Genomic DNA, 24,711 nt, shown 5'->3' on the forward strand with positions numbered 1-24,711 from the left:
GATGGGGCGACGAATCCAGGGCCAGCGCCGTGGCCGCGGGACGCCGACGTTCCGCGCACCGAGCCACCGCTACAAGGCCAACCTCGACCACCGGACGGTCGAGACGGACGTCGTCCGCGGCGAGGTCGTCGGCATCGAGCACGACCCCGCACGCAGCGCGCCCGTCGCCGCCGTCGAGTTCGAGGACGGCGACCAGCGCCTCGTCCTCGCCCCCGAGGGCGTCGCGGTCGGCGACGACATCCAGGTGGGTGTCAGCGCCGAAATCGCGCCCGGGAACACGCTCCCGCTGCGGGAGATTCCCGAGGGCGTCCCCGTCTGTAACGTCGAGCGACAGGCCGGCGACGGTGGGAAGTTCGCCCGTTCGTCGGGCGTCAGTGCGACCCTGCTGACCCACGACCGCAAGGCCGCGGTCGTCCAGCTCCCGAGCGGCGAGATCCGCCGCCTCAGCCCGGACTGCCGGGCGACCATCGGCGTCGTCGCCGGTGGGGGTCGCACCGAGAAACCGTTCGTCAAGGCCGGGAACAAGCACCACAAGATGCGTGCCCGCGGTACGAAGTGGCCGCGCGTCCGTGGTGTGGCGATGAACGCCGTCGACCACCCGTTCGGTGGCGGCGGCCGCCAGCACCCCGGTCGACCGAAGAGCGTCTCCCGAGACGCGCCGCCGGGCCGGAAGGTCGGTGACATCGCGTCCCGCCGGACGGGCCGCGGCGGCAAAGGAGGGCGAGACAAGAAATGAGTTCAGACTACCAGATCGGCCGCGACAAGGACGAGGAGTTCACGTACCGCGGTCACACGCTGGAGGAGCTCCGCGAGATGGACCTCGAGGAGTTCGCGGAACTGCTACCCGCACGCAAGCGGCGAACCATCGAGCGCGGCCTGACCGAGGAGCACCAGAAGCTGCTCGCGAAAGCCGACAAGCGCGACGCCGAGACGTCCGCGAACAACCCGCTCCGAACGCACCTGCGCGACATGCCCATCGTGCCGGAGTTCGTCGGGAAGACGTTCGCCGTCTACAGCGGTCAGGAGTTCGAGCGCGTCGACGTAGAGCCCGAGATGCTCGGGCACTACCTCGGCGAGTTCGTCCTCACGCGCAAGTCGGTGACGCACGGTCAGGCGGGTATCGGGGCGACGCGCTCCTCGAAGTTCGTCCCGCTCAAGTGACCATGGGAATCAGTTACAGCGTCGACGCCGACCCGGAGACCACGGCGAAAGCCATGCTCCGAGAGCGTCATATGTCCCACAAGCACAGCAAGGAGATCGCGCGAACCATCAAGGGCGAGACCGTCGCTGACGCCGTCGAGTACCTCGAAGCGGTACTCGCTGGCGAGCGCTCGGTCCCGTTCAAGTCCCACAACTCGGGCGTCGGACACCGTTCCGACATCGAGGGCTGGGACGCGGGTCGCTACCCCGAGAAGGCCACCGAGGCGTTCCTCGACCTGCTGGAGAACGGCGTCTCGAACGCCGACCACCAGGGGTTCGACGGGGACAGCATGCGCATCATGCACGTCGCCGCCCACAAGGTCGGCGAGTCCCCGGGGCGCAAGCCCCGCGCGTTCGGTCGCGCCACCTCGTGGAACACGCCACAGGTCGACGTCGAACTCATCCTCGAAGAGGTGGATGACTGATGGCAGACGAACACGAGTTCATCGAGAACGGCCTGCAGCGCACCCAGATCGACGAGTTCTTCGGTGAAGAGCTCGCTCGCGCCGGCTACGGCGGCATGGAGGTCGCGAAGACCCCCATGGGCGTCCAGATCGTCCTCCGGGCGGAGAAGCCCGGGATGGTCATCGGCAAGGGCGGGAAGAACATCCGCAAGATCACGACCGAACTGGAGACGCGCTTCGACCTCGACGACCCGCAGATCGACGTGCAGGAGGTCGACGAACCCGACCTCAACGCACAGATCGTCGCGGACCGACTCGCGAACGCGCTCGAACGTGGCTGGTACTTCCGGAAGGCCGGCCACACGACCATCGACCGCATCATGGACGCCGGCGCGCTGGGTGCCGAGATCGTCCTCAGCGGGAAGGTGACGGGCGCACGCTCGCGCGTCGAGAAGTTCAACCGCGGCTACATCAAGCACAACGGCGAACCCGCCGAATCCATCGTGGACGAGGGTCAGGGCGTCGCGGTGATGAAGCTCGGTACCATCGGCGTGACGGTGAAGATCATCCCGCCCGGAGCGCGCCTCCCCGACGACTTCCAGGTCGCCGAGGACGCCGACGTCTCCGAGTGGATCGTCGAACCCGAGGAGGACGAGGGTGTCGAGGAGCTGCTCGACCGCGACCCCGACGAGGTCGCCGACACGGGCACCGAGCCCGTCACCGAGGCCGAGGCCGACGACGAGAGTCCGCCGACCGCCGACGAGGAGGTCGTCGAGGAGGAGGTCCTCGACGAGGAGCAGGAGGTCGCTCCCCCCGAGGACGGCGACGTCGAAGAGGAACTCGACGACCTCGAAGAGGCCGTCGAGGGCGAACTCTCCGAGGAGAGCGAGTCCGAAGCCGAGGACCTGCTCGACGAGATGGAGAACGAGGACGCCGCCGAAGCGGACGTCGAAGAGACCGTCGAGGGCGAGGACGACGAGGCTGGCGGGACCGACCGCGCCGCCGGTGCTCCCCAGGCCGACGCCGACACCGAACCCGAGGAGGGCGAGGACAGCGAGGCCGCTGCCTCGGACAGCGAGGCCGCCGACTCCGAAGACGAGGAGGGCGATAACTGATGGCCATCCTCTACACCGACGAGATCCGCGACATGACGCCCGCCGAACGACAGTCCGAACTCGAGGAGCTCGAGACGGAACTGCTCAACGCAAACGCCGTCCAGGCCGCCGGTGGCGCACCGGAGAACCCGGGTCGCATCAGCGAGATGCGCCGGACCATCGCCCGCATCAAGACGATCCAGGGTGAGGAAGGCGACGACGTGGGCGGAGGAGTCGAATAGATGTTGACCGCCGAGACCCTGCCGCGACACGAACTCGTCGGCCTGCACGTGCGGGTCGCCGACTCGTCGGACCCGACGCTCGTCGGGACCGAGGGCGAGGTCGTCTCCGAGACGACCAACACCCTCGTCGTTAGCGTTGCGCGCGAGAGCGGGCGACGTCAGGGGTCTCGGTCCGTGCGGGTGCCGAAGGCGGTCGCGACGTTCGAGTTCCGTCTGGACGGCGAGTGTTCGGAGGACGCCTCCGAGTTCGTCGTCGTCGAGGGAGACCGACTCGTCGCGCGCCCGGCCCGACGCACCGAACGCACAGGTGATTCACGATGGCAATAGGACTGAACGTACCAGAGCCAGAGGAGACCTGCTCCGACCCGAACTGCCCGTTCCACGGCGAACTGTCCGTGCGCGGTCAGACGATCGAAGCCGAGGTCGCCTCCACGGCGATGGACAAGACCGTCGTCGTCGAGCGAGAGTACGACGTGCGCGTGCCCAAGTACGACCGGTACATGAAGCGCCGGTCGCGCATTCCGGCACACCACCCCGCATGTCTCGACCTCTCGTCCGGCGACATCGTACGTATCGCAGAGACTCGACCGCTGTCGAAGACGAAATCCCACGTCGTAGTGGAGATCGTCGAGGCGGCCGAGGAGTCGGGCGGCATCACTGCCCCCGCGACAGAGACCACCGAGGACACCGACGGTGACGTCACCGAGGGTGCCTCCGGAGACCGCTCGCCCGAGGGTGAGAGCTGATGCAAGCGTTGAACGCCGACGTGACGCAGGGCCTGGAGAAGGGTTCGCTCGTCAACTGCGCCGACAACACCGGCGCGCGCGAACTCAAGGTCATCAGCGTCTCGGGCTACCACGGCACGAAGAACCGCCACCCCAAGGCCGGCGTCGGTGACAAGGTCACCGTCTCGGTCACGAAGGGGACGCCGGAGATGCGACGTCAGGTGCTGGAGGCCGTTATCGTCCGCCAGCGCAAGTCCATCCGCCGGCCCGACGGCGTCCGCGTCAAGTTCGAAGACAACGCGGCCGTCATCGTCGACGAGAACGAGGACCCCCGCGGCACGGAGATCAAGGGGCCCATCGCTCAGGAGGTCGGCGAGCGGTTCGGCAGCATCGCCAGCACGGCGACCATGATGTACTAACGATGACGAAACAACCACGCAAACAGCGCAACCGACGTGCCAACGCGCCGCTCCACGAGCGCCAGAAGCAGGTCCGCGCGACCCTCACGCCCGACCTCCGCGACGAGTACGGGCAGCGGTCCGTCCGCGTCAACGCCGGAGACACCGTCGAGGTACTCCGGGGCGACGGGGCCGGAACCGAGGCGGAGGTCCAGAAGGTGGACCTCCGGAGCGCGACCATCCACGTCGAGGGCGTCACGATTCAGAAGGCCGACGGCGAGGACGTCCAGAAGGGCATCGACGCCTCGAACGTCCGCGTCACCGGCCTCGACCTCGACGACGATCAGCGCGAGGCACGACTAGAGGGTGATGACGAATGAGTGACCACCAGAAACGACTGTCCGCACCGACGTCGTGGCCGGTCGCACGCAAGACGAAGAAGTACACCGTCAAGGCGGGCGCGGGCCCCCACGGTCAGGACGGGGTTCCGCTGCTCATCCTGCTTCGCGACGTGCTCGGCTACGTCGACTCGAAGAAGGAGGCACGCTACGCGCTCGAACAGGGCAGCGTCGTCGTCAACGGCCAGCAGGCCACCGACGAGCGACGCCCCATCGGGATGTTCGACATCCTGGGCTTCGTCGAGCGAGACGAGTACTACCGCGTGTTCCCCGACGAGGGCGGTCGGCTGGCGCTGACCCCCATCGACGCCGAGAGCGCCGACTCGAAGCTCGGCAAGGTCGTCGGCAAGACGACCGTCTCGGGCGGGCGCACGCAGTTGACGCTCCACGACGGGCAGACGCTGCTCGTCGAGGACGACGCCATCGGCGGCAGCGACTCCGTCGTCGTCGACAACGACGACAAGAGCGTCGTCGCGCACTTCCCCTACGAGGAGGGTGCGCTCGTCACGGCCGTCCGCGGTCAGCACGCGGGCGAGATCGGTACCGTCGGCGACATCGCCATCACGGCCGGCTCCGGCCCGAACAACGTCACCGTCGAACAGGACGGTGACGCGGGCTTCGAGACGGTCGAGGACTACGTCGTCGTCATCGACGAGAACTTCGTCGAGGGCGACGGCGAGAGCGCCGACGCGCCCGAGGACGCGACCGAAGAAGCGTCCTCGGACGTCGAGGCGGACACGAGTGACGACGACGAGGTGAGCGACGAATGAGCTCCGAGAGCGAGAGCGACGGACTCCACGAGATGCGCTCGCCGACCGTCGAGAAGGTCGTCGTCCACATGGGTATCGGCGAAGGTGGGCAGCCGCTCGCCAACGCCGAGGAGATCCTGCACGAGGTCACCGGTCAGGACCCGGTCCGGACCGTCGCCAAGCGCACGGTGCCGGAGTTCAACATCCGCGAGGGCGACCCCATCGGTGCGAAGGTGACCCTCCGGGGGGACCTGGCCTACGAGTTCCTCGACACGGCGCTGCCGCTGGTCGACATCAGCGGGAGCCAGTTCGACGAGACGGGGAACTTCAGCTTCGGTGTCGACGAACACACCGAGTTCCCGAGCCAGGAGTACGACCCGAGCATCGGCATCTACGGGCTGGACGTGACGGTCAACCTCGTCCGCCCCGGCTACCGCGTCCGCAAGCGCGACGTGGCCACCCAGCAGATTCCGTCGCGACACCGTCTGAACGTCGAGGACGCGGTGCGGTTCCTCCAGACGGAGTTCGACGTGGAGGTCAACTGAGATGAGCGAAAGCGAGACAGAAGAGACGGGCGACTCCGACTCCCCGCGAACCGGCCAGCTCGAAGCGTGTCAGCGCTGCGGCCGCAAGCAGGGACTCATCGGGAAGTACGACGTGTGGCTCTGCCGCCAGTGCTTCCGAGAGATCGCCCGCAACATGGGATTCAAGAAGTACAGCTAATGACGGGCAACGATCCACTGGCCAGCGCGCTGTCGGAGCTCAACAACGCCGAGAGCGTCGGCCATCTCAACCAGACGGTCCAGCCCGCCTCGAACATCATCGGCTCCATCCTCGAGGTCTTCTACGACCGAGGATACGTCGACGGCTTCCAGTTCGTCGACGACGGTAAGTCGGGCCGATTCGAGGTCGAACTGAAAGGTGCCATCAACGAGTGTGGCCCCGTGAAACCGCGCTACTCCGCCAAGGCGGACGGCTACGAGAAGTGGGAGAAACGGTTCCTCCCCGCGCGCGACTACGGGACGCTCATCGTCTCCACATCGGAGGGCATCATGAGCCACTACGAGGCCCGCGACTCGGGCATCGGTGGCCAGGTAATCGCCTACGTGTACTGATGAGAACGCATATCGAACTTCCGGACGACGTGGACGCGTCGCTCGACCACCTTGACCTCACCGTCGAGGGTTCCAACGGGTCGGTGACGCGCAAGCTGTGGTACCCGGACGTGACGGTCTCCGTCGAGGAGGTCACCGTCGAAGGCGACGAGGACGAGGACGACCGACAGGTCGACGCCGTCGTCGTCGAGAGCACCGAGGACGACCGCAAGACGGTCGCCACGGTCGGCACCTTCGAGAGCCACGTGCGGAACATGGTGTTCGGCGTGACCGACGGGTGGGAGTACCAGATGGAGGTCTTCTACTCTCACTTCCCGATGCAGGTGAAGGTCGAGGGCGACGACGTCGTCATCTCGAACTTCCTCGGGGAGAAGTCGCCGCGCCGCACCCCCATCCACGGTGACACACAGGTACTGGTCGACGGCGAGGAACTCGTCCTCAGCGGTCCCAACATCGAGGACGTGGGCCAGACCGCCGCCGACATCGAACAGCTCACGCGCGTGAACGACAAGGACACCCGCGTGTTCCAGGACGGCGTGTACATCACGCAGAAACCGAAGCGAGGTGAGGCCTGATGGCAGTTCCAGAGACTCTCGAAGACATCGACGGCGTCGGCCCGAGTAAGGCAGAAGCACTCCGAGAGGCGGGCTACGAGTCCGTCGAGGACGTTCAGGCCGCGACCGTCGAGGACCTGACCGAGGTCGAGGGCATCAGCGAGTCCCTCGCCGAGGACATCCTCGCGGACGTCGTCGCCGAAGAGTCCCCGGAGACGGGGACGGCACAGGACGACGACGCCGAGGCGGCGGCCGACGACGAGTCGACCGACGCCGACGAGGAACCGGAGGGTCCCGCGGACATCGAGGACATCTCCGGCGTCGGCCCGAGCAAGGCCGACGCGCTCCGCGACGCTGGCTTCGAGACGGTCGACGACGTGCGCGGGGCCAGCCAGTCCGAACTCGCGGACGTCGAGGGCATCGGGAACGCGCTCGCCGCTCGTATCAAGGCCGACGTCGGCGGACTCGAGGTTCGCGACGAGGAGGAGACCGAGGCCGAAGTCGAGGACGAGGGCGAACCCGAGGCGGCAGTCGACGAGGACGTGGAGACGGAGCTCCAGGCCCGTGGACACGCCGACAAGACGCCCGACCTCGACGACGAGGCACAGCGACTCCTGACCCAGCGGAAACGCGAGGGCAAACCCGCGTTCCGCCGCCAGGACTACCACAAGAAGAAGCGCACGCCCGAGTCGTGGCGACGCCCCCGCGGCCAGCTCTCGAAACAGCGCCGCGGCCAGAAGGGCAAGGGGCCGAAGGTCGCCTCCGGCTACCGGACGCCGAAGGAGGTCCGCGGACTCCACCCGAGCGGCTTCGAGGAGGTCCACGTCGAGAACGTGAACGACCTCGAGGGTGTCGACGGCGACACGCAGGCCGTGCGCATCGCCTCCACCGTCGGCGCTCGCAAGCGCGAGCGCATCGAGGAGGAGGCCGAGGACGCCGAGATTCGCGTCCTCAACCCGACCTACGTCGAAGTGGAGGTCGACCAATGAGTGACCTGAGTACCCAGAAACGACTGGCAGCCGACGAACTCGACGTCGGGAAGAACCGCATCTGGTTCGACCCCGACGCCGGTGGTGACATCGCGGACGCCATCACCCGCGAAGACATCCGCGAACTCATCGCGGACGGCTCCATCGACACGAAGCGAGAGGCGCGAAGCAACTCCCGCGGTCGTGCACGCGAACGCAACGAGAAGCGCTCGTACGGCCACCGCAAGGGCCCCGGCTCCCGGAAGGGACGCAAGGGCGCTCGTGACGGGAAGAAAGACCAGTGGATGCGACGCATCCGCGCACAGCGTCGCCGCCTGCGCGAACTCCGCGACGAGGAGGAGCGGCTCGACCGCTCCGAGTACCGTGAAGTGTACGGGATGGCCTCGGGTGGGGAGTTCGACAGTGTGAGCGACCTCGAACGATACGTGGAGAACAACTACTGATATGGCAAGCGGACCACGCTACAAAGTGCCTATGCGGCGACGCCGCGAGGCACGCACGGACTACCATCAGCGGTTGCGCCTGCTGAAATCCGGCAGAGCACGCCTCGTTGCTCGCACGAGCAACAAGCACGTCAGGGCGCAGCTGGTGACTACAGGAGACCAGGGAGACAGAACGCTCGCTTCCGCACACTCGTCGGACCTCGCCGAGTACGGCTGGGAGGCACCCACGGGCAACCTGCCCGCGGCCTACCTCACCGGCTTCCTCGCGGGCAAACGCGCGCTCGCCGAGGGCGTCGAGGACGCGGTCCTCGACATCGGCCTCAACACCGCGACACCGGGCAGCAAGGTGTTCGCGGTGCAGGAGGGGGCCATCGACGCCGGACTGCAGGTCCCGCACAACGACGACGTGTTCGCGGAGTGGGAGCGAACCCGCGGCGGACACATCGCCGAGTACGCGGAACAGCTCGACGACCCGCTGTACAGCGGCGACTTCGACGCGACCGACCTACCGGACCACTTCGATGACGTACGACAACGCATGGAGGACGAGCAATGAGTGACGGCTGGGAGCCGCGAACGCGCCTCGGACAGCAGGTGCTCGACGGCGACATCACGACGATGCGCGAGGCCCTCGACTCGGGCCTCCCGCTCCGTGAAGCGGAGGTCGTCGACCGACTGGTGCCGGACCTGGAGGACAACGTCCTCGACATCAACATGGTCCAGCGCATGACCGACTCCGGGCGCCGGGTGAAGTTCCGGTGCTCGGTCGTCGTCGGCAACCGCGACGGCCTCGTCGGCTACGCGGAGGGCCGCGACGACCAGGTCGGCGGCGCCATCCAGAAGGCCATCGGCATCGCGAAGCTGAACATCATCGACGTCTCCCGTGGCTGTGGCTCGTGGGAGTGTGGCTGTGGGCGACCCCACACCGTCGCGCTCCGCACGACCGGCAAGGCGGGCAGCGTCGAGGTCGAACTCCAGCCCGCACCGCGCGGGCTGGGCCTCGCGGGCGGGGAGACCGTCCGCTCGGTGCTCGAACTCGCCGGTATCGAGGACATCTGGACCCGCTCGTCCGGGCAGACCCGGACGACGGTCAACTTCGCGAAGGCGACGTTCAACGCGCTGCGCAACACGGCCGAAGCCCGTGTGCCCCAGCGCGCCGCCGAGAAGCGCGAGGTGATAGAATGAGGGCGCTCGTGCAGGTTCGCGGCGAGGTCGACATGAGCTACGAGGTGCAGGACACCATCGACATGCTCAACCTCGGTCGCGTCAACCACTGCGTCCTCGTCCCGGACACCGACACCTACCGCGGGATGGTCACGAAGGTCAACGACTGGGTCGCCCACGGCGAACCCAGCGCCGACGTCGTGGCCGAACTCGTCCGGACGCGCGCCGAACCCGCGAAGGGTGACGACGACGTCTCCGACGAGTGGGTCTCGGAGAACACGGAGTACGACAGCATCGACGCGCTGGCAGAGGCGCTCGTGGACGAGGAGACGACGCTGCGCGAGCAGGGTCTCTCGCCCACGCTCCGCCTCCACCCGCCGCGTGGCGGGCACGACGGCATCAAGCACCCGACGAAGGAGGGTGGCCAGCTCGGCAAACACAGCACCGAGGAGATAGACAGCCTCCTCACCCAGATGCGATGACGAGCAAGAAACGACGACAGCGCGGCTCGCGCACGCACGGCGGCGGAACCCACAAGAACCGGCGCGGTGCCGGTCACCGTGGTGGCCGTGGTCGCGCAGGGCGCGCGAAACACGAGTTCCACAACTACGAACCGCTCGGCAAACACGGGTTCGACCGCCCGGAGAAGGCCAAGGAGACGGTCGCGACCGTCTCCCTGCAGAAGCTCGACGAGGACGTCGCGGTGTACGCCGCCGAGGGCCTCGCCGAGGAGACCGGCGACGGCTACGCGCTCGACGCGCGCGCCATCGTCGACCCGGCCGCGGAGGTCGACTACGTCAAGGTGCTGGGCGCGAACCAGCTCCACACCTCGCTCGAAGTGACCGCCGACGCGTTCTCCGAGAGCGCCGTCGAGCTCCTCGAGTCCGAGGGCGGCGAGGCCGTCCTCACCGAACGCGGTGAGGAGCGCGCCGAGGCGATGGCCGACGACGAGGAGTCCGAGGCCGACGACGAAGACGCAGACCAGTAACTCCGATTCGCCGCCGTTTCTTCGCCCGTTGCCGCTCCAGCGACTGCACTCGCTCGCTACCGAATCAGCGACCGCCCTGGCTCTGTCGTTTCTTCCCACCGGCAGGGCTCAATATGTGCCCGACGGCGGACGGGTTGGCTGGGCGAGGGCTAGTCAGTGAGTCGAAGGACATACATGGGGCCGAAGGTTACCCTGCGTCAGAATGAGTTGGAAGGAGACCGCCGCACCCGTACTCACGCGGATGCCCACCGTGGCTCGACCGGAGGGCCACGTCCCGTTCAAGCGAAAGCTCACCTGGACGGGTGGCGTCCTCGTGCTGTACTTCTTCCTGACGAACGTCCTTCTGTTTGGACTTCAGGGTCAGGGTAGTGACGCATTCGGGCAGTTCAGAACGATTCTCGCAGGAGGGCAGGGAAGTATCCTCCAGCTGGGTATCGGACCCATCGTCACCGCGAGCATCGTCCTGCAGTTGCTCGGTGGGGCGGACCTCCTCGGGTTGGACACCAACGACCCCCGCGACCAGGCGCTGTATCAGGGCCTCCAGAAGCTCCTGGTGGTCGTGATGATCTTCCTGACGGGTATCCCCCTCGTCTTCCTCGGCGGGTTCCTGCCCGCGAGCCCGCAGCTCGCCCAGCAGTTCGGCGTCTCCCAGTTCGTCATCAGCTGTCTCATCTTCGCGCAGATCGCGGTCGGCGGTATCCTCATCCTGTTCATGGACGAGGTCATCTCGAAGTGGGGCGTCGGCTCCGGTGTCGGGCTGTTCATCGTCGCCGGCGTGAGCCAGGCCCTCGTCGGCGGGTTCTTCGGCTGGTCGGGGCTCACGAACCGGACCGGCTTCCTGGAGGCGTGGTACAACATCCTCACCGGGTCGGCCACGACGCCGCCCCTGTTCTCGATGGAGGGCCTCCAGTTCCTCATCGGCTCGGGCGGTGGGCAACTGCTCGCACTGTTCACGACGCTGCTCATCTTCGGCATCGTCGTCTACGCCGAGTCCGTCCGCGTCGAGATTCCGCTCAGCCACGCGAAGGTCCGCGGTGCACGCGGTCGCTTCCCGGTGAAGCTCATCTACGCGAGCGTCCTGCCGATGATCCTCGTCCGCGCGCTGCAGGCGAACATCCAGTTCCTCGGGCGCATCCTCTACTCACAGATGGGCGAGGGGATGCCGAACTGGCTGGGCGTCTACGCACAGAGCAACGGACAGCTCACCCCGACCGGCGGGCTGTTCTACTACTTCGCACCCATCTACTCGCCACAGGGGTGGGTCAACGCCATCCAGACCAACACCGTAGACATCCTCATCCGCATCAGCGTCGACCTGACGTTCATGGTCATCGGCGGAGCCATCTTCGCGGTGTTCTGGGTCGAGACCTCCGGGATGGGCCCGGACGCCACGGCGAAACAGATCCAGAACTCCGGGATGCAGATCCCCGGCTTCCGGAAGAGTCCGAAGGTGATGGAGAAGGTGCTCGAACGCTACATCCCGCAGGTGACCGTCATCGGCGGCGCACTCGTCGGCCTGCTCGCCGTCGCGGCGAACATGCTCGGCACCATCGGGGCCGTCTCCGGGACGGGCCTGCTGCTGACGGTCTCCATCACGTACAAGCTGTACGAGGAGATCGCCGAGGAGCAGCTCATGGAGATGCACCCCATGATGCGACAGGTGTTTGGCAGCGCTGACTGAATATCTGCAGAGAAGAGGTGTTGAGACACGCTGAACACCTATCCCTCTTCGCCGTAGTATTAAGCGATAAATCTCCTGTGAAAACAGGCTCGGATGCTGTTACTACCCTACTGGGAGACGTACGCGACAAATCCGTCGCCGCACCCTCCACATGTGATTTCCTCGGCGTTCCCCGCGCGGAAGATGTTGTGCTGACGCCGTTCCTTCACATCGTGCACAGTGTGCGCATCTACTTTTGCGGTTGAGCCACAGTGCGGACAAGATACTGATTTCATCGTCATTGCACCACATCCTACGCGCCACTGTAATGTAATTCTAACTGAATATCTAGTTAAGTGATGATATGAGTCGAGGTACCGCGGTAGGACGTACCAGTTCTACGAGAATCACACTGTCTTGATTTACTATATAATTGACATATGGCTGCGAACCGTCTGTTCAGACGGTGTTCACAAAATGACTGACGATATCGACTGGCACAGAAACCAGTCCATGGGCGGCAAGACGACCCGGGTCCGGCCAGCAATCATCTCGCGCGGGCATAACGTCAAGGACGTCCCAGACGCGCTCGTGGAGGACATCATCGAACACACAACCGCGCGCATCGTCTGTCCGGACTGTAAGGACGATAGCTTCTACTTCATACCAGAATTCGGTGGTCGCCCGCAGCCGGAGTGTCAGGGCGGCTGTGGCAACACGTTTGTCTTGCGCTGACTACTCCTTACCCGTCCGGGGGCGACATGGACCGTTCGCGTGCCTCGCCTGAGAGCTATTCTGCAGTCTCTCGCGCTCGTTCGATGATGTTTGGGCTGCGATGGTAGTATGCCAGCGCCTCATAGACGTCTCTCACAGTGATGTTGTAGTCGTGGGCTATCAGCTCGGCATCGATGTCGTAGACTTCGTAGGCGTCGTAGACCTCCAATACTGAGGGTTGTCAGTAATTTCTGCCCGCCGAGCTATCGCTCATATCCCAACTCGAAGTCGATAGGGTTCACACGCATGCTCTGAAGAGGTCTTCAAACTACGTCTGTTATGTGTCACAATCTGAATCTCTCATAGAGATTCGTCGTTCTCCACCAACACGCCACCAAACCTTTGCGGTTGTTGGAGACTCGATGAAACATGGCAATTGACAAGACTGCACGTCGCATCCTCACGGTTCTCGACGAGCACGGCGAACTGCCAGGACCGCGTATCGCTGACCGCTTGGATGTCGCATCGGGGTCAGTATCGCACTCGATGCGCGAGCACCTGCTCCCGCGGGGACTCGTCGAGACGGTTCGAACGGAGACGAACCCAGGTTCGGCAAGAGACACGCACCATTATCAGCTGACTGAACAGGGTCAGGGGTGGCTGGACGAGCACGGGGACAAGGTCACTATCGACTCGTTGGATGACCTGCAGGATGGAGTCGAGCAGGCGGTTGAGGTCGCGGAGTCGGCGCGTGAGTCCGTGCAGAGCTATCGGCAGAAGCTGGCGAGAGCTAACGACCGTAGCAAGGAGAACAAGGACCGTATCGACGAGATAGATGGCGACTATGCCTCAATGGTCGAACTGCTGCGCATCCAGAAGAACGCCCGCGAACACGCTGACGAGCACGCGGACGACCTGGACGCGCGTATCGATTACACTCAGGAATCCACCAAGAAAACGCTCCAGAGGCTTGCTCGCGAGTTGGACGCGCAGCGGAACCGTGTCATTGACCGAATCGAGGAACTCGAAGAGACTGTCGCGAACCAGCAGGAGCGCATCGACGAGCAGGCGGAGCAGATTGAGGGACTGGAGTCTCGTCGTTGGTTTTGACGGGCAACCATGATAGTGAATTAATTTTATTTGTCTGTCATTCATAGTCTCGCTGTCGGGTTGTCAGACCCGGCTGTCAGGGGCTCCTTCCCATTCCCCTCTCGTCCCCTGTTGGAGCCCTTTCTCAAACTGACTCTCTTGAATGAATTTGATTGTCAGCCGTTGGTTTGATTGGTCTTCACTGGATGGTTTCGGCCGCTGGGTCACACCCGGTGGGCGACCACTGTCGCTGCCATCATCACGACGGTGGTCGCGCTTCCCGTTGACTTCGATTGGGGTCCTTGGACCCTACTTATATACGAATCAGTTCTGCAGCGCCTCACGCCGACGAAAAGCCAGGGGTATTCGCGCTCAGAAGTTGTCGCCGAGACGATATCGAACAAAGACGTAGTCCTCGTGTCGTGGTGGGCGCTGGTGCGGTAGGGGTGGCAGGTGCGGATGGGCGTGTTCGTCCATTGCATCGGCCTCGCGAGCGCCCGCGGAGGAGTCTCAATTGACGATGATGACTCGCCCATCATCATCTCCGGGAGTCGGGGCAAGGTCCTCGACGACCTCGGCGACAGCATCGTCGAACTGGTTTTCGTACGCGAGCCCGTCGTGGATGTGCTTGGTCGTCTGGTTCTTTTCGGCGCTTGCTCTGGCCTCGGCGCGGACGTTGTCGAGTCGGTCAGTGATGTACTCGTCCCATGTGCTGCTGACCCAGTTGTCGTTAGTCTACATCACAACTAATTGACTTATCGACGGGTGCAACGGGGTTGGGGTGCTCGTAGAAGAGCAATAGGGCGCTGGCAGACTCGATGCTCTGGGGGCTGCAATATCGCCTCCATCCGACTCGTGCAATCACGCTTGTCGAACATGTAATTCGGGCGTCCTGCGTGTCGCCCGTGGGAACAAAATCGACGAGGATGCAGCAGGACATATCCAGATTCCGAACGTCGGGTACGGCCTTCGACTTCGACCTCGACGAGGGAGCGGACGGTCACCGCTGAGCCCCCGCGTGGAGGTCGCCCAGCGCCACGCCAATGACGAAGATAGCGAGAAGGCTCACACTGACGACGACCGTGGTCGGCACTGCGCCGTTCGCGAGCTCCGTCGCACCGTAGGCGAGTATTAGTTCACCCGCGCCGAAGGCAACGGTCGTCCGAACGAGACTCATCGGGTGGGGCGAAGGGCGCTAGCGACGAAGAAGACGAGGGGTGCGGCGAGGATGAGCGCGAGCATCCCGCCGTCGTAGCCGCCGACCGCGTAGGCGGTGGTGACGGCGAGAGCGAACGCGAGGAGGCCGGTCGGGATGGCGAGGGTCTCGCGGGTGACGCTCATGGGTGCGTGTCAGTCGGTGGCTCGCATAGTGGTTGGGGTCAGCCGCCAGAGGTAGCTGAAGTTTTCACTCGACGCGAGGGGTGGTGGGTCGCGTTCGGCGACTCTATAAAAATGGGCAACACATTTAGTATAGAGTAATTCTCGTGTTAGTATATGTTGGCTCTGCAATCGGCGGGGTTTTTCGACGCGATAGCGTGGGCGCTCACCAAGGGATTCTGGGGGGTCGTTCTCGCGGTCCTGGTCTTCGGTGGTATCTGGCTGTGGAACAACCCGACGTGATTGCCGTGGAGCTGGTGAGTACTCGTCTGTATCGCGGCTGCGACAGTTTCACTTCCAGTGGGCACATTGCGACCCTTTTTGTCGATTCCCAGTAACTCTGGGTATGCGGAATCGTCTGGAGACGGTCGTACTCGGCATCATAGGGAGCATCATCACATATTTCATTCTCCCGTTCCTTCCCACGACCCCTACTGCTGTTGACTTCCTTCAGTACGGGAACGACCCTCGGGTTCGGTTTGTCTTGTTTCTCGCCGTGGTTTGGTACGGTCTCTGGCGTGGCCTCGATGCATTTCGGAACCGACGAGCAGCGAAGAAGCGTGGCTCTGGCGTCTATACGTTCAATATGGGGCAGCGAGAAATCAGATTCGTCGACTGGTCGGGCGTCAGACGGCACTTCGGCGTGGACTGGGAGGTGACGTACGGGTCGACAATGATTGGTAAGGACTCGATGGCTCGCGTCGATGGTCCGTATTGCCCCGAGTGTGGGACGGAGCTGATGAAACACGAACAAGAGCGTTACATCCAGTGGAACCGAAAGATGTGGAAATGCCCCGGCTGTGGCTTCAAGCACGCGCGGCCCAAGGAGTTCCTCTACGAGGAGCGAGAGGCGGTGGCCAAGGTCGTTGAGCGTGACCAGGAGGTAGAGACGAACCGACTTGATGACCTCGCCCCCCCGAGCTGAACGAGAACGAGGGGTGACCGTCTCGGACCGTGGTCAGCGGGCACCCCACCGTTGAGCTCTCGCCGACTACGAGGGAGACGTTTTTATCGATTCTTCACCCTGGTGTGGGTATGACTGTTGATGGATATGACACCTATATTCCCGAATTCACTCCAAACGAAGAGGCTCCGGACGCATCGTTTATCCGAGGTAACCTCTCGAAGCGGTTTGATAGGATTGACCGAATGGCTGCGGAGTACAGCGAGCTATCTGATGCGTTCTTCGACGGCGAACAGACAGTCACAGAGGTGGAAACATCGAAAGTGTTAGAGCTGCAGAATGGGTTGGATGATGAGCTCCGACTGTTCTTCGTAATCGCGAACGCGACGTTCAATTTCAACTGCGCCTCTATCGCCTACCAGTATCTCGTTCGGCCAGAGCTTCGGACGGGGGCGCTTCTGGAGTTATTTTTAGAAGAGGTTCCACAAGACGCACTGGAGCAGATGTTGGTTCGGACGGGGTTACTCGGAACAACGTTGGTCGGACACATGTCCAATATTCAAGGGAAGCGGGCGATGTTCTCTCATGACGTAGTTGTTACCTCGGATTGGGAGGGGACGTTGCGTCCGTGGGCGTCCCGTACGTTGCGTATCAACGAAGCATTGTACGACTTCAATCCACGCGAGAGTATCGAAGGGGAGATGGAGTGAGCGAGGTGGTCTCTCTATCGTAGCTCCGCTGTTCCACCAGTCTACCTCAGCTGACTCAGATACACCACGTAACGCCAGTACGTCACTACCGTCATCACAGCCACCGTAGTTCACCATGCCAGCGACGATATCCCAACGCGCGCGTTGGTTCACAAACGTGAAACGCTCCTTCCGGACGCCGTGCCCAGGGCGTTGCATCGATTGCCGGTACTGATAGACGTAGAGCGTGAGTCTATCAGAGGCTATCACTCCTCTTGCAACGGGATACTGTGGTCTCTCAATACGCGTTTGCCCGTTTCGAACTGCTGTTGGGCTCCGAATCCATGCATATCCATGTACACCTGCCTGACCTGTGATTCATCATCGTACACGATGCGAAAGCGGGGACTCCTGATGCCCTTCGCGGACCGTATCGAGACGTAATTCACTCTCTCTAACTCGATTGGCGTCTCAAGGGTGAACGTCGACTGGTAGAGGTTAAATCCCGCGATTGCCACGACTGGAACGCCAATGATAATCAGATTCCGAACCGCTCGCTCCCGGTTGACCAAGTAGATGCCGGGGTCGACAATGAGCCCTATCAGCGTCGAGACCACGATGAAGAGGGCGCTCACGCAGAGCGTGGCGACGATGAGTTTGTGCTGTCGGTAGTGGCGTCTGAGCGGTTTGAGGCGTTGCGTCTCGAAGTGAAGCGCTCCGTTCTCGACCCACAGGTAGCCATTTCGATAGTGGAACCCCGACTGTGATTCGCGGTCTGGCATCTGTTGTGTATCGTCGCACGCCTGTTCAAGAAATAATATCTCGCATTAGAGAGACCGTGCCAGCGACGGTCAGTACCACGAAGGAGGTGATACACACGCGGCACAAGTCTATCAGTTGAATCAGCGAATATCGGGCGAAATTAACGCATGGACTGGTGCGGACGCGGGCCCATATGATTTGATTCGAGACATTGTTCGAAGCAATCATGACGGTCCGCCCAACGCGTCTGGGTGCGATGTCTCAGCCCCATCGCGGAGGCCCGGTCCCTCCGTACGACGGTGCAGAGCGTACAGACCACGTGACCGAAGCTCCCTCGACAGCCCGCTCGGGCCGTGAGTTCTGGCGTGACCACCTGACCGGCACTGCCTCGACAACCACCTCGAAGGAGGACGCGCTCACCGACCGCCAGTTCCAGTTACTGTTGGAGGGAGCGCGTCGCCTCGACGACCCGTTCGCGCGGCAGGCGCGGTTCGTCATCTTCGCGACTGGTCGGTTGGGGATGCGAGCGGGCGAAGTCACCCATATGACCGCCGAGTGGATTGACTGGCGCGAGAAGACGATTCACGTTCCCTCGTTCGACCGCTGTACGAAGGGCCGTGGTGGCAATGGCCCCTGTGGATACTGCCGCGAGCAGGCTCAGTCGATAGCGGCCAACAACGAGGACATCACCGTCGAGCAGGCACTGTCGACGCGCTGGGCTCCGAAGACGGCCGCCGGAGCGCGGGCGATACCGTTCGACTTCGAGACGCGTGTCGAGATGACCGTTGAACGATTCTTCGAAGCATATGACACGTATCCGCACTCGTGTGCGAGCATCAACCGCCGGGTGAATCGCGCCGCGGAGGCAGCCGATGACCTCGACAGCCAGCGGGTTTACCCCCATGGTCTCCGCGCGACCGCGAGTACGTTCCACGCGGCGCGGGGACTCACCGGATTACCGCTCCAGTCGTTCATGGGCTGGGAGAAGCTCGCCACCGCCGAGACCTACCTCAACGGAACGACCGAAGCGACCCGCCGCGCCCTCCGCTCGGTTCACTCCTCGCGGTAGCTCCCACGCTTTATTCCGCCGAAAGTTGCGCGATTCAACTGATTGACTCGTGCCGCGAGTGTATCAGTCTCGATTCCGCTTGACGCGGAGTATCTCCACATCGTAGCCTCCTCCGTGCGGAGTCGTGACTGCATATCCTCCTTCCACATTGACTCCATTACGTTCAGCGGCGTTGATGAGACTGCTCAGTTTGTCGTGCAACGCCGCCTCGCTGTCGATGGATTCTGTCGGTTCGGACATAGGCTGGCTTTGAACGAGTGGTCGACGAGTCAGAAACACGTTTCAACGAATCCGGCGTTCTCGGCGGCGTGCTACGGTGTGAATGAACGCTCCGCACTCGTTCCCGCCTGTATGCACACTTGAAATAAATAAAAATATGGCATGGTCAGTCATGCCACGACAGCAAACGGGGGGATGGGAGCCACGCCCACCTGCATGACATGGGGGCAGTGGGCATAATCGGAGCTAACGTGCTACTGACACTTGCCCCCATTCGGGTATGGCCGTGAGTGTATGTAAATCTGCGCTACTCCCGTCTTCGAGGACTCTACCCCATCACTGAAGATACCGCCCCGATACCGTAGTGATATTCTCTCCCGCTCGCTCTCTCGAACGGACCGTTGGATAGAGCTGTGCCGTGGGTGTACCAGTGGGGAACTACCGACGCACTGGATTCACCTGTACATCGTAGAGCGACCGGTGAGTCGTCGTCTCGCACTCATAGGACCCGGCGACATCGATGCCGTTCTTCTCGGCTTCGTCTAAGAGGTCGGTCAAACGCGTTCGAAGCCCGTCTTGGTCGTGGATTGGCTGTGAATCGTCGGTCATGCGTACCTCGGCGGACACCCCGCTCGTCACAGTATTAGGGGGTAGCCAGTTAACACTGTGGCGTGGTCATCCATGCCTTGATTCATCAGACTGTGACTCCCACTTTTAACCGCCATTGTATCAATCATAAAACAGACTCAAGTAGAACGGGCGATAAGGAAGTAGCGCCAGTATGAGTGAAGACTATCCAAACGGGGTGCCGCTCACCCACCGAGAACAGGAACTGCTTCAGACCGCACTGAATAGTGGATAATTCGAGGTCCCTCGCCGGACGAGCACGGTTGCACTCGCTGACGAGGTGGGGGCTTCCTCACGCGAGGTCTCCGAGCAACTCCATCAGGCCATGGGGAAGGTCCTCCGGCATTCGAACTGGACTGTATCATCCTCCGTCACTGGGAACGAATGAGAACAACTGACTGAGGGACCCACGCACTGGGTCTCTCGTCGGACTCGTGCTACGTGTGTATCGCGTCAAACGTATCGAGTTGCCGGATGCTATCGAGAGTTGGACACTCAATCTGTCATCCGAAATCAATAAATGCCGTCGGTATTGTACCAAAACGCGACGACGACACCCCAATCGGAATGAGGTTGTCAGAGGCACACTCCTGTGGGGAGTCTGTCGTCAGGAACTAATCGTTTCGAGTAACGGACAAGCATCCTCACACTCGCCACCTGTTGTCCGTTCCAACGAGTGTTCCTACCCACGGATTTGGGTCAGATACTCATAACGCTACCGACAAGTATAGGACTCGAACAGTATCTCCTAATTGTGTTGCTTTACTCAGGAGTGATACACTCACGCTCAGTCTCTATCGAATAGGCCGAGTGAGCGACGTGTACCGCGAGTGTATCGCCTGCAAATTCTACTTTCGATGGAATTTCATGTCGTCTTACTCTCAACGCAATCCTCAGTGTAGATTTGTCTAACAGTACTTTCCGTGAAACTATCGGACACAATTATGCAGATTCCCCCACAACCGTTACTTGGGTGCCTCGTTCGGATGCGGGAGGATGGGGACGAGGAATGCTGGAAGAGACTCCCAACGTGCTCCGGGCGAGTGGCCTAACGCGGGGACAGTGCCTCTGACAGCCTTTTCCCCCGTTTCCGCACGTAATCGAGATGCCTGCAACGAGTATCAAGGCTCTCCCCAAATACTCGGGTATGACGTGGCTTCTCAACCCAATCTGGCGCAGCTTCGAGTACATGGGTCTGATAGACTCACGCTCTCTGTCTATCGAACGGACAAGCGAGAGTTGGTTGTGTGTCTATCGGGATGTCTGCGAATCTCCCGAACAATAATGTTTTTGTAGAAATGTTTTCAACTCATGGTCCCTGCCCGCTCTCGCTCTCTCATCCTCTTGGTCGCCTGTGTAGTCCTGTTAGCAGGTTGCACAGGGTTCGGAGGGACGCCGTCACCAACCACATCGACGACAGCGTCCGCTATCAGTGCCGAAACCACATCGTTCGCCTTCGACCCAGCCTATGCGAGTGATGAACAGGGGGAGCCCGACTACTTCGAACATCCGGCAGATTCCCGGGAAGCTGTTCAGGTCAGGTGGTCAGACGACCACCTCATCGTCTCGGGGGCCACTATCGGTATCGGCGACCAGAACTGCATCGACGTACAACTCATAGAGGCGCGAGCAGTGAACGCGACCGCGCTCAGCGTCGTCATCGAAAACGATGCAGTCGTCCCATCGGACAAAAGCGGGTGTAATGGGTCTGCAGCCCCCTACGAATACCGGGCGAACATCAGTATCTCGGGGAACTCTCCCGAGCAGGTGATTGTGACGCATCGAGCTGGTGGAACTGGAGAGACACAGTTCGAGACGGTCGTTCGGCGGGCGCAGAACGGAACCGTCATCCCGTCGATTCAGGACCCCTGAACCGATACGGCCCCGCTCACCACGACGGAACCTACTCTTGGAGATGAAACACTCACGCTCTGGGTCAACCGATTGCCAGAACGGTGGGACGTACGCTCCATGCATTCTGAGCTCTGAGACATTACAGTCTCGGCTTCGGGGTGCCCTGTCACAGTGGTGGTTCCGATGCCGTGATGATGATTCGCTCCGGCGTGACACCGACATTATAGTCACAGTACTCGAACCACACAGAAACGGAGGTCGCTCCCGAAGTACTATCGTCCATTAGCAAGGCGTCAAGTGCCCCCGGGTCAACCGCCTCGTACAGCGGCTCGGGGAGTTTTCGTGGGTCACACTCCATGACTTCTGCTAGTGCATTGACGACAGCGATGCTCCTTGGTACATCTCGGTCCACCTCGAATACTGCGCGGTTGGGCTGTTCCGAATCGTCGTGTGGTGTCAACTCACTCTCGGCCATCGACGGGCCCCCACGCTCCGACGCATCGTCGCGCGACGGTGTCGCTGAGTGTAGTCGACTCGCACTGGAATACTGTTGAACTGAAAGACGCTCGTGCCTCTGACATAATTTTTCTGAACGAGTAGCCGTGGTACAGGGACAGTTCTCAGAGAAGTCGGTCTCCACAGGGGGATGTCACGGTCGGCAGGAACCGACGGTGAGTCGTTCGTATCGTGTACCCGCAGCCCCACGGATAGCTGTTATCGTTAGCCTCACCGGCCTCTATCCCCTCTTCAAGACCGACAGGAGCACTGGAGTGTACTAGGGTAGCGATTGACTCCCCTCGGGGACGACCTCACAGTGAGTGCGGTCGTGAACGATGCAACGAGAGACTGGCTATCAGCCATAGCCCACCCTCTGAGTCGTTCGTTCAGTCGAATCGACGGAGTGGTCAGTCGGCTGAAAGTTAGAGGAGCGGGTCGAGGTCATCGATGTGGTCACCTGTCGTGACACGCTCGTTCTCGAAATCGAACTCGACGACATCGGCGTCGGCGAGCTTCGGCAGGTCCCGATGGAGCAGAGCAACGACGACGCGTTTCTGGTGCTCCTCGCCGACGTCACTGGGTTGGATGTCTGATTCACGGGCAACGAGTTCAGTCGCGAGGCTGCTGACATCCCACTCCTCGCTCTGATTCAACAGGAGGCGGAGTGTCTCGCGACGAAGCTCCTCGGCCACGAGGTCGTATGCCTCGTCCTTCGAGAGGTCATCGGGTGTCCACTCATTCATATCTGAACATACTTGCTGCTGAACTGGTAGGACTTGGGGCCGCTGCCGCAAGGGACTGACTGATAGACTTACGCTCTAGATGTTTCGAACGGTCCGAAGGAAGGGATAGATAGCATAAGTGGCTATTAAGTCACGATTCTCGAATAATTCGGTTGCAGACTGCCGGTACTTTTATTCTAAATCACATCTTCGACCCTGATATACAATGGTGGTCTGTCAGGGGTGTTTATGCTGATGATTGTCGAGTTCACGATTGACCAGCCCACGCTTCTCCAGTCGTTGCGACAGGTACCGTCGACTCGTATCACGTGGGAGCAGACCGATACGACGGCCAACGACGAACGACTCATGCTGTTCTGGGCCGAGTCCGACGATTACGACGCCTTCGAGACAGCGATGTACCACGACTCAACCGTGACTGCCCCTCGAACGCTTACGAGGTTCAGCGACAGGCGGTTGTATCAGGTCGAACAGGTCGGTGAGGGTGTCGCGCAGTCCATCTATCCGACAACCGTGGAGGCCGGAGGAATCATCCAGCAGGGGACGGCGACATACGCGGGCTGGTGGTTTCAGGTCGCCTTCCCCGACAACGACGCGCTCAGGCACGTACACGAGACCTGCACGGAACACGACCTCGACTTCTCTCTCGAACGCAAGTACGAGCTCGCCACCGAAGATACCCCTGCAACCAGCTATGGACTCACCGAGAAACAACGCGATATGCTCATCCACGCCGTCCAGCAGGGGTACTACGACGTCCCACGGGCGACGTCCCTCGACTGCATCGCAGACGAGCAGGACATCTCCCACCAAGCCGCCTCGGAACGCCTCCGACGAGCAATCGACGTTCTAGCGCGAAACACGATTGTGACCAGTCGCGAACAGACCGACCAGTCGGCAAAGATGGGGAAGGGAGACGAGGCTGGTGATGATAGCCGATGGGCGAACTGACGCTTACGCTGGCGTGACTGCAGAGACGAGGAGTTCGTAGTCCATCGGCGTCTCGGTGTCTCGACAGGTCCACGCTCCTTCGACATCGACGCCATGGTGGTGTGCTGACTCAATGATAGCGGCGAACTGGTCGACCAACGCTGCTTCAGTCGTGATGGGGAGATGTGATTCGTCCATTCGTTGTAGCTGTGACACCAACGTACTCTCGCCCGCCAACTATGCGATTTTCTGCGCGACGGAAGAACGCCCGCAGTTGTCTGCATCTCTAGCAACGCCGCTCGGACGAATAGGGACACCGCCTGCGCTGGCAGGACGGTACTGACGGGGGAGAAGGTGGAGATAGCCTCTGACACTGCCCGGTCCCCATATTCGTAATAACGTGACAGACACAATAGAATTTTGCCTGCGAATCAATACCGCTCGCCGATTGTGAGCGCCGCGAGTCCACACGGAGGTAAGTCGACCACTGCTGGCGATACACTCAATAGAGTATGGTTATTGGTACCGGCTGACTCGACGACCGTTCACAGGGTGGAACTGGTCACCTCAGCTGACGTGGCAAGACGTGACGAGTCAGACCCCGAGACACTGGCACAGGACGAACAGTTCTGTTAGATGTCGATGAGGTACGAATCGCACGTGTCGAGTTAGACCCGTGCTGCGAGTGTATCAGCGACACACCGAAACGGAGGCTCTCTCGTCAAACCAGTAGTGCTTCGGGAGAGCCCGCGGTTTCTCAGACCATGGCAGACGAATACGACAAGCTGGTTCGAGACGACATCCCAGAGATAATCGAAGCGAACGGTGAACGCCCCGTTGTTCACCACGTTGAGGGCGAAGAGTACACACAACGGCTGCTCGACAAATTAGACGAAGAAGTCGGCGAGTACCGGTCGGACCAGACCGTCGAGGAGTTGGCCGATGTACTCGAAGTTGTCCATGCGCTCTGTGAGACCCACGGCGTTGACTGGAGTGAACTCCAACACCAACGAGAACAGAAAGCCGACCGACGGGGACACTTCAAGAACGGAGTCATGCTTGAGCGCGTCGAGAGATAGACGCTCTCAGTGTATCGCTCATCTCGGACTGCTA

At 61.9% G+C, this 24,711-nt stretch carries 37 protein-coding genes and 2 pseudogenes; 31 read left to right on the plus strand and 8 right to left on the minus strand.

All coding sequences use genetic code 11. The features are described from left to right. Position 1 precedes the first annotated feature (1 nt). The 22 genes and pseudogenes from MX571_RS09935 (at position 2) to MX571_RS10040 (ending at position 12,858) form a co-directional block, all read left to right on the plus strand. The gene (locus MX571_RS09935; RefSeq protein ID WP_247416057.1) at positions 2-736 is read left to right on the plus strand and encodes a 50S ribosomal protein L2; all 735 of its coding nucleotides are present in this window, start codon (positions 2-4) and stop codon (positions 734-736) included. Then, positions 733-1,161, plus strand: a complete 429-nt coding sequence (locus MX571_RS09940) for a 30S ribosomal protein S19 (protein WP_247416058.1) — start codon at positions 733-735, stop codon at positions 1,159-1,161. Before MX571_RS09935 ends, MX571_RS09940 begins: the two co-directional genes overlap by 4 nt. A 2-nt stretch (positions 1,162-1,163) precedes the next feature. After that, positions 1,164-1,625: a 50S ribosomal protein L22 gene (locus MX571_RS09945; protein WP_247416059.1), complete on the plus strand. Its 462-nt coding sequence runs from the start codon at positions 1,164-1,166 to the stop codon at positions 1,623-1,625. Beyond that, a pseudogene (locus MX571_RS09950) lies at positions 1,625-2,545 on the plus strand (30S ribosomal protein S3); the annotation flags it as partial. The gene MX571_RS09945 and the pseudogene MX571_RS09950, both read left to right, overlap by 1 nt. Before the next feature lie 173 nt (positions 2,546-2,718). Further along, on the plus strand, positions 2,719-2,940 hold the full coding sequence (rpmC, locus tag MX571_RS09955) for a 50S ribosomal protein L29 (protein WP_247416063.1): 222 nt from the start codon (positions 2,719-2,721) through the stop codon (positions 2,938-2,940). Beyond that, positions 2,941-3,267, plus strand: coding sequence for a ribonuclease P protein component 1 (locus tag MX571_RS09960; RefSeq protein ID WP_247416065.1), 327 nt, complete (start codon positions 2,941-2,943; stop codon positions 3,265-3,267). Then, positions 3,258-3,686, plus strand: a complete 429-nt coding sequence (locus MX571_RS09965; protein ID WP_368409010.1) for a 30S ribosomal protein S17 — start codon at positions 3,258-3,260, stop codon at positions 3,684-3,686. Before MX571_RS09960 ends, MX571_RS09965 begins: the two co-directional genes overlap by 10 nt. Then, positions 3,686-4,084: a 50S ribosomal protein L14 gene (locus MX571_RS09970; protein ID WP_247416067.1), complete on the plus strand. Its 399-nt coding sequence runs from the start codon at positions 3,686-3,688 to the stop codon at positions 4,082-4,084. Before MX571_RS09965 ends, MX571_RS09970 begins: the two co-directional genes overlap by 1 nt. Before the next feature lie 2 nt (positions 4,085-4,086). Further along, positions 4,087-4,443 carry a 50S ribosomal protein L24 gene (rplX, locus tag MX571_RS09975; protein WP_247416069.1) on the plus strand — a complete coding sequence of 119 codons (357 nt, stop codon included), beginning with the start codon at positions 4,087-4,089 and terminating at the stop codon, positions 4,441-4,443. Further along, on the plus strand, positions 4,440-5,231 hold the full coding sequence (locus MX571_RS09980; RefSeq protein ID WP_247416076.1) for a 30S ribosomal protein S4e: 792 nt from the start codon (positions 4,440-4,442) through the stop codon (positions 5,229-5,231). The genes rplX and MX571_RS09980 overlap by 4 nt, the downstream gene beginning before the upstream one ends. Continuing rightward, a complete protein-coding gene (locus MX571_RS09985; RefSeq protein ID WP_247416079.1) occupies positions 5,228-5,755 on the plus strand; it encodes a 50S ribosomal protein L5 in 528 nt (175 codons plus the stop codon). The genes MX571_RS09980 and MX571_RS09985 overlap by 4 nt, the downstream gene beginning before the upstream one ends. A 1-nt stretch (position 5,756) precedes the next feature. Further along, positions 5,757-5,933, plus strand: coding sequence for a 30S ribosomal protein S14 (locus tag MX571_RS09990; protein WP_247416082.1), 177 nt, complete (start codon positions 5,757-5,759; stop codon positions 5,931-5,933). Continuing rightward, positions 5,933-6,325 carry a 30S ribosomal protein S8 gene (locus MX571_RS09995; RefSeq protein WP_247416085.1) on the plus strand — a complete coding sequence of 131 codons (393 nt, stop codon included), beginning with the start codon at positions 5,933-5,935 and terminating at the stop codon, positions 6,323-6,325. Before MX571_RS09990 ends, MX571_RS09995 begins: the two co-directional genes overlap by 1 nt. Beyond that, entirely contained in the window at positions 6,322-6,900 is a 579-nt protein-coding gene (locus MX571_RS10000) for a 50S ribosomal protein L6 (RefSeq protein ID WP_247418465.1), read from the plus strand. The genes MX571_RS09995 and MX571_RS10000 overlap by 4 nt, the downstream gene beginning before the upstream one ends. Next, entirely contained in the window at positions 6,900-7,868 is a 969-nt protein-coding gene (locus MX571_RS10005) for a 50S ribosomal protein L32e (RefSeq protein ID WP_247416087.1), read from the plus strand. The genes MX571_RS10000 and MX571_RS10005 overlap by 1 nt, the downstream gene beginning before the upstream one ends. Continuing rightward, the gene (locus MX571_RS10010) at positions 7,865-8,311 is read left to right on the plus strand and encodes a 50S ribosomal protein L19e (protein WP_247416090.1); all 447 of its coding nucleotides are present in this window, start codon (positions 7,865-7,867) and stop codon (positions 8,309-8,311) included. The genes MX571_RS10005 and MX571_RS10010 overlap by 4 nt, the downstream gene beginning before the upstream one ends. 1 nt (position 8,312) lies before the next feature. Further along, a complete protein-coding gene (locus MX571_RS10015) occupies positions 8,313-8,867 on the plus strand; it encodes a 50S ribosomal protein L18 (protein ID WP_247416093.1) in 555 nt (184 codons plus the stop codon). After that, entirely contained in the window at positions 8,864-9,496 is a 633-nt protein-coding gene (locus tag MX571_RS10020) for a 30S ribosomal protein S5 (RefSeq protein WP_247416096.1), read from the plus strand. The genes MX571_RS10015 and MX571_RS10020 overlap by 4 nt, the downstream gene beginning before the upstream one ends. After that, positions 9,493-9,957: a 50S ribosomal protein L30 gene (gene rpmD, locus MX571_RS10025; RefSeq protein WP_247416099.1), complete on the plus strand. Its 465-nt coding sequence runs from the start codon at positions 9,493-9,495 to the stop codon at positions 9,955-9,957. The genes MX571_RS10020 and rpmD overlap by 4 nt, the downstream gene beginning before the upstream one ends. Further along, positions 9,954-10,463 carry an uL15m family ribosomal protein gene (locus MX571_RS10030; protein ID WP_247416101.1) on the plus strand — a complete coding sequence of 170 codons (510 nt, stop codon included), beginning with the start codon at positions 9,954-9,956 and terminating at the stop codon, positions 10,461-10,463. The genes rpmD and MX571_RS10030 overlap by 4 nt, the downstream gene beginning before the upstream one ends. Before the next feature lie 202 nt (positions 10,464-10,665). Beyond that, positions 10,666-12,144: a preprotein translocase subunit SecY gene (secY, locus tag MX571_RS10035; protein ID WP_247416103.1), complete on the plus strand. Its 1,479-nt coding sequence runs from the start codon at positions 10,666-10,668 to the stop codon at positions 12,142-12,144. Positions 12,145-12,600: 456 nt separating this feature from the next. Next, positions 12,601-12,858 (plus strand): hypothetical protein, encoded by a 258-nt coding sequence (locus MX571_RS10040; RefSeq protein ID WP_247416106.1) that lies wholly within the window; start codon positions 12,601-12,603, stop codon positions 12,856-12,858. 55 nt (positions 12,859-12,913) lie between these two features. Here the strand turns inward: MX571_RS10040 and MX571_RS10045 are convergent, their stop codons facing one another. Then, complete coding sequence (locus MX571_RS10045; protein ID WP_247416109.1) at positions 12,914-13,066, minus strand: hypothetical protein; 153 nt, start codon at positions 13,064-13,066, stop codon at positions 12,914-12,916. Positions 13,067-13,266: 200 nt separating this feature from the next. Here MX571_RS10045 and MX571_RS10050 point away from each other — a divergent pair, with 200 nt between their 5' ends. Both MX571_RS10050 and MX571_RS10055 read left to right on the plus strand, forming a co-directional pair. Continuing rightward, on the plus strand, positions 13,267-13,947 hold the full coding sequence (locus MX571_RS10050; protein ID WP_247416112.1) for a helix-turn-helix domain-containing protein: 681 nt from the start codon (positions 13,267-13,269) through the stop codon (positions 13,945-13,947). A gap of 438 nt (positions 13,948-14,385) precedes the next feature. Beyond that, a complete protein-coding gene (locus MX571_RS10055; protein WP_247416116.1) occupies positions 14,386-14,676 on the plus strand; it encodes a hypothetical protein in 291 nt (96 codons plus the stop codon). Positions 14,677-14,926: 250 nt separating this feature from the next. On the opposite strand, the gene MX571_RS10060 is transcribed toward MX571_RS10055, so the two are convergent. Beyond that, positions 14,927-15,103, minus strand: coding sequence for a hypothetical protein (locus MX571_RS10060; RefSeq protein ID WP_247416119.1), 177 nt, complete (start codon positions 15,101-15,103; stop codon positions 14,927-14,929). Continuing rightward, positions 15,100-15,267: a hypothetical protein gene (locus tag MX571_RS10065; RefSeq protein ID WP_247416121.1), complete on the minus strand. Its 168-nt coding sequence runs from the start codon at positions 15,265-15,267 to the stop codon at positions 15,100-15,102. Before MX571_RS10065 ends, MX571_RS10060 begins: the two co-directional genes overlap by 4 nt. A gap of 382 nt (positions 15,268-15,649) precedes the next feature. Between MX571_RS10065 and MX571_RS10070 the strand changes: the two genes are divergently transcribed. Both MX571_RS10070 and MX571_RS10075 read left to right on the plus strand, forming a co-directional pair. Beyond that, the gene (locus tag MX571_RS10070; protein ID WP_247416123.1) at positions 15,650-16,228 is read left to right on the plus strand and encodes an autoantigen p27 domain-containing protein; all 579 of its coding nucleotides are present in this window, start codon (positions 15,650-15,652) and stop codon (positions 16,226-16,228) included. Positions 16,229-16,338: 110 nt separating this feature from the next. Beyond that, the gene (locus MX571_RS10075) at positions 16,339-16,917 is read left to right on the plus strand and encodes a hypothetical protein (RefSeq protein WP_247416126.1); all 579 of its coding nucleotides are present in this window, start codon (positions 16,339-16,341) and stop codon (positions 16,915-16,917) included. Between the two features lie 245 nt (positions 16,918-17,162). On the opposite strand, the gene MX571_RS10080 is transcribed toward MX571_RS10075, so the two are convergent. Beyond that, positions 17,163-17,678: a hypothetical protein gene (locus tag MX571_RS10080; RefSeq protein ID WP_247416128.1), complete on the minus strand. Its 516-nt coding sequence runs from the start codon at positions 17,676-17,678 to the stop codon at positions 17,163-17,165. A 299-nt stretch (positions 17,679-17,977) separates the two neighbouring features. Between MX571_RS10080 and MX571_RS10085 the strand changes: the two genes are divergently transcribed. Then, the gene (locus MX571_RS10085; RefSeq protein ID WP_247416131.1) at positions 17,978-18,727 is read left to right on the plus strand and encodes a tyrosine-type recombinase/integrase; all 750 of its coding nucleotides are present in this window, start codon (positions 17,978-17,980) and stop codon (positions 18,725-18,727) included. Positions 18,728-19,384: 657 nt separating this feature from the next. Here MX571_RS10085 and MX571_RS10090 read toward each other — a convergent pair. Continuing rightward, complete coding sequence (locus MX571_RS10090; protein WP_247416134.1) at positions 19,385-19,555, minus strand: hypothetical protein; 171 nt, start codon at positions 19,553-19,555, stop codon at positions 19,385-19,387. 265 nt (positions 19,556-19,820) lie between these two features. Here MX571_RS10090 and MX571_RS22690 point away from each other — a divergent pair. Both MX571_RS22690 and MX571_RS10095 read left to right on the plus strand, forming a co-directional pair. After that, positions 19,821-19,961: pseudogene (locus MX571_RS22690) on the plus strand (hypothetical protein); the annotation flags it as partial. 923 nt (positions 19,962-20,884) lie between these two features. Next, complete coding sequence (locus tag MX571_RS10095) at positions 20,885-21,445, plus strand: hypothetical protein (RefSeq protein ID WP_247416136.1); 561 nt, start codon at positions 20,885-20,887, stop codon at positions 21,443-21,445. 148 nt (positions 21,446-21,593) lie between these two features. Here MX571_RS10095 and MX571_RS10100 read toward each other — a convergent pair whose 3' ends face one another. Both MX571_RS10100 and MX571_RS10105 read right to left on the minus strand, forming a co-directional pair. Continuing rightward, the gene (locus MX571_RS10100; RefSeq protein WP_247416139.1) at positions 21,594-21,902 is read right to left on the minus strand and encodes a HalOD1 output domain-containing protein; all 309 of its coding nucleotides are present in this window, start codon (positions 21,900-21,902) and stop codon (positions 21,594-21,596) included. Positions 21,903-22,347: 445 nt separating this feature from the next. Beyond that, complete coding sequence (locus MX571_RS10105) at positions 22,348-22,617, minus strand: DUF7344 domain-containing protein (RefSeq protein ID WP_247416142.1); 270 nt, start codon at positions 22,615-22,617, stop codon at positions 22,348-22,350. 285 nt (positions 22,618-22,902) lie between these two features. On the opposite strand from MX571_RS10105, the gene MX571_RS10110 reads away from it, so the two are divergent. Beyond that, a complete protein-coding gene (locus MX571_RS10110) occupies positions 22,903-23,619 on the plus strand; it encodes a helix-turn-helix domain-containing protein (RefSeq protein ID WP_247416144.1) in 717 nt (238 codons plus the stop codon). Between the two features lie 3 nt (positions 23,620-23,622). Here MX571_RS10110 and MX571_RS10115 read toward each other — a convergent pair whose 3' ends face one another. Then, the gene (locus tag MX571_RS10115) at positions 23,623-23,796 is read right to left on the minus strand and encodes a hypothetical protein (RefSeq protein WP_247416145.1); all 174 of its coding nucleotides are present in this window, start codon (positions 23,794-23,796) and stop codon (positions 23,623-23,625) included. A 566-nt stretch (positions 23,797-24,362) separates the two neighbouring features. Between MX571_RS10115 and MX571_RS10120 the strand changes: the two genes are divergently transcribed. Beyond that, the gene (locus tag MX571_RS10120) at positions 24,363-24,677 is read left to right on the plus strand and encodes a nucleoside triphosphate pyrophosphohydrolase (protein WP_247416147.1); all 315 of its coding nucleotides are present in this window, start codon (positions 24,363-24,365) and stop codon (positions 24,675-24,677) included. The last annotated feature ends 34 nt before the right edge of the window (positions 24,678-24,711 follow it).

It is taken from the genome of Halomarina salina (assembly GCF_023074835.1).
Lineage (GTDB): Archaea > Halobacteriota > Halobacteria > Halobacteriales > Haloarculaceae > Halomarina > Halomarina salina.

Excerpts from the sequence above, each read along its gene's own strand:
- MX571_RS09935 (WP_247416057.1), top strand. The coding sequence starts at position 2 with ATGGGGCGACGAATCCAGGGCCAGCGCCGTGGCCGCGGGACGCCGACG.
- MX571_RS09940 (WP_247416058.1), top strand. The coding sequence starts at position 733 with ATGAGTTCAGACTACCAGATCGGCCGCGACAAGGACGAGGAGTTCACG.
- MX571_RS09945 (WP_247416059.1), top strand. The coding sequence starts at position 1,164 with ATGGGAATCAGTTACAGCGTCGACGCCGACCCGGAGACCACGGCGAAA.
- rpmC (WP_247416063.1), top strand. The coding sequence starts at position 2,719 with ATGGCCATCCTCTACACCGACGAGATCCGCGACATGACGCCCGCCGAA.
- MX571_RS09960 (WP_247416065.1), top strand. The coding sequence starts at position 2,941 with ATGTTGACCGCCGAGACCCTGCCGCGACACGAACTCGTCGGCCTGCAC.
- MX571_RS09965 (WP_368409010.1), top strand. The coding sequence starts at position 3,258 with ATGGCAATAGGACTGAACGTACCAGAGCCAGAGGAGACCTGCTCCGAC.
- MX571_RS09970 (WP_247416067.1), top strand. The coding sequence starts at position 3,686 with ATGCAAGCGTTGAACGCCGACGTGACGCAGGGCCTGGAGAAGGGTTCG.
- rplX (WP_247416069.1), top strand. The coding sequence starts at position 4,087 with ATGACGAAACAACCACGCAAACAGCGCAACCGACGTGCCAACGCGCCG.
- MX571_RS09980 (WP_247416076.1), top strand. The coding sequence starts at position 4,440 with ATGAGTGACCACCAGAAACGACTGTCCGCACCGACGTCGTGGCCGGTC.
- MX571_RS09985 (WP_247416079.1), top strand. The coding sequence starts at position 5,228 with ATGAGCTCCGAGAGCGAGAGCGACGGACTCCACGAGATGCGCTCGCCG.
- MX571_RS09990 (WP_247416082.1), top strand. The coding sequence starts at position 5,757 with ATGAGCGAAAGCGAGACAGAAGAGACGGGCGACTCCGACTCCCCGCGA.
- MX571_RS09995 (WP_247416085.1), top strand. The coding sequence starts at position 5,933 with ATGACGGGCAACGATCCACTGGCCAGCGCGCTGTCGGAGCTCAACAAC.
- MX571_RS10005 (WP_247416087.1), top strand. The coding sequence starts at position 6,900 with ATGGCAGTTCCAGAGACTCTCGAAGACATCGACGGCGTCGGCCCGAGT.
- MX571_RS10010 (WP_247416090.1), top strand. The coding sequence starts at position 7,865 with ATGAGTGACCTGAGTACCCAGAAACGACTGGCAGCCGACGAACTCGAC.
- MX571_RS10015 (WP_247416093.1), top strand. The coding sequence starts at position 8,313 with ATGGCAAGCGGACCACGCTACAAAGTGCCTATGCGGCGACGCCGCGAG.
- MX571_RS10020 (WP_247416096.1), top strand. The coding sequence starts at position 8,864 with ATGAGTGACGGCTGGGAGCCGCGAACGCGCCTCGGACAGCAGGTGCTC.
- rpmD (WP_247416099.1), top strand. The coding sequence starts at position 9,493 with ATGAGGGCGCTCGTGCAGGTTCGCGGCGAGGTCGACATGAGCTACGAG.
- MX571_RS10030 (WP_247416101.1), top strand. The coding sequence starts at position 9,954 with ATGACGAGCAAGAAACGACGACAGCGCGGCTCGCGCACGCACGGCGGC.
- secY (WP_247416103.1), top strand. The coding sequence starts at position 10,666 with ATGAGTTGGAAGGAGACCGCCGCACCCGTACTCACGCGGATGCCCACC.
- MX571_RS10040 (WP_247416106.1), top strand. The coding sequence starts at position 12,601 with ATGACTGACGATATCGACTGGCACAGAAACCAGTCCATGGGCGGCAAG.
- MX571_RS10050 (WP_247416112.1), top strand. The coding sequence starts at position 13,267 with ATGGCAATTGACAAGACTGCACGTCGCATCCTCACGGTTCTCGACGAG.
- MX571_RS10055 (WP_247416116.1), top strand. The coding sequence starts at position 14,386 with ATGGGCGTGTTCGTCCATTGCATCGGCCTCGCGAGCGCCCGCGGAGGA.
- MX571_RS10060 (WP_247416119.1), bottom strand. The coding sequence starts at position 15,103 with ATGAGTCTCGTTCGGACGACCGTTGCCTTCGGCGCGGGTGAACTAATA.
- MX571_RS10065 (WP_247416121.1), bottom strand. The coding sequence starts at position 15,267 with ATGAGCGTCACCCGCGAGACCCTCGCCATCCCGACCGGCCTCCTCGCG.
- MX571_RS10070 (WP_247416123.1), top strand. The coding sequence starts at position 15,650 with ATGCGGAATCGTCTGGAGACGGTCGTACTCGGCATCATAGGGAGCATC.
- MX571_RS10075 (WP_247416126.1), top strand. The coding sequence starts at position 16,339 with ATGACTGTTGATGGATATGACACCTATATTCCCGAATTCACTCCAAAC.
- MX571_RS10080 (WP_247416128.1), bottom strand. The coding sequence starts at position 17,678 with ATGCCAGACCGCGAATCACAGTCGGGGTTCCACTATCGAAATGGCTAC.
- MX571_RS10090 (WP_247416134.1), bottom strand. The coding sequence starts at position 19,555 with ATGACCGACGATTCACAGCCAATCCACGACCAAGACGGGCTTCGAACG.
- MX571_RS10095 (WP_247416136.1), top strand. The coding sequence starts at position 20,885 with ATGGTCCCTGCCCGCTCTCGCTCTCTCATCCTCTTGGTCGCCTGTGTA.
- MX571_RS10100 (WP_247416139.1), bottom strand. The coding sequence starts at position 21,902 with ATGGCCGAGAGTGAGTTGACACCACACGACGATTCGGAACAGCCCAAC.
- MX571_RS10110 (WP_247416144.1), top strand. The coding sequence starts at position 22,903 with ATGATTGTCGAGTTCACGATTGACCAGCCCACGCTTCTCCAGTCGTTG.
- MX571_RS10115 (WP_247416145.1), bottom strand. The coding sequence starts at position 23,796 with ATGGACGAATCACATCTCCCCATCACGACTGAAGCAGCGTTGGTCGAC.
- MX571_RS10120 (WP_247416147.1), top strand. The coding sequence starts at position 24,363 with ATGGCAGACGAATACGACAAGCTGGTTCGAGACGACATCCCAGAGATA.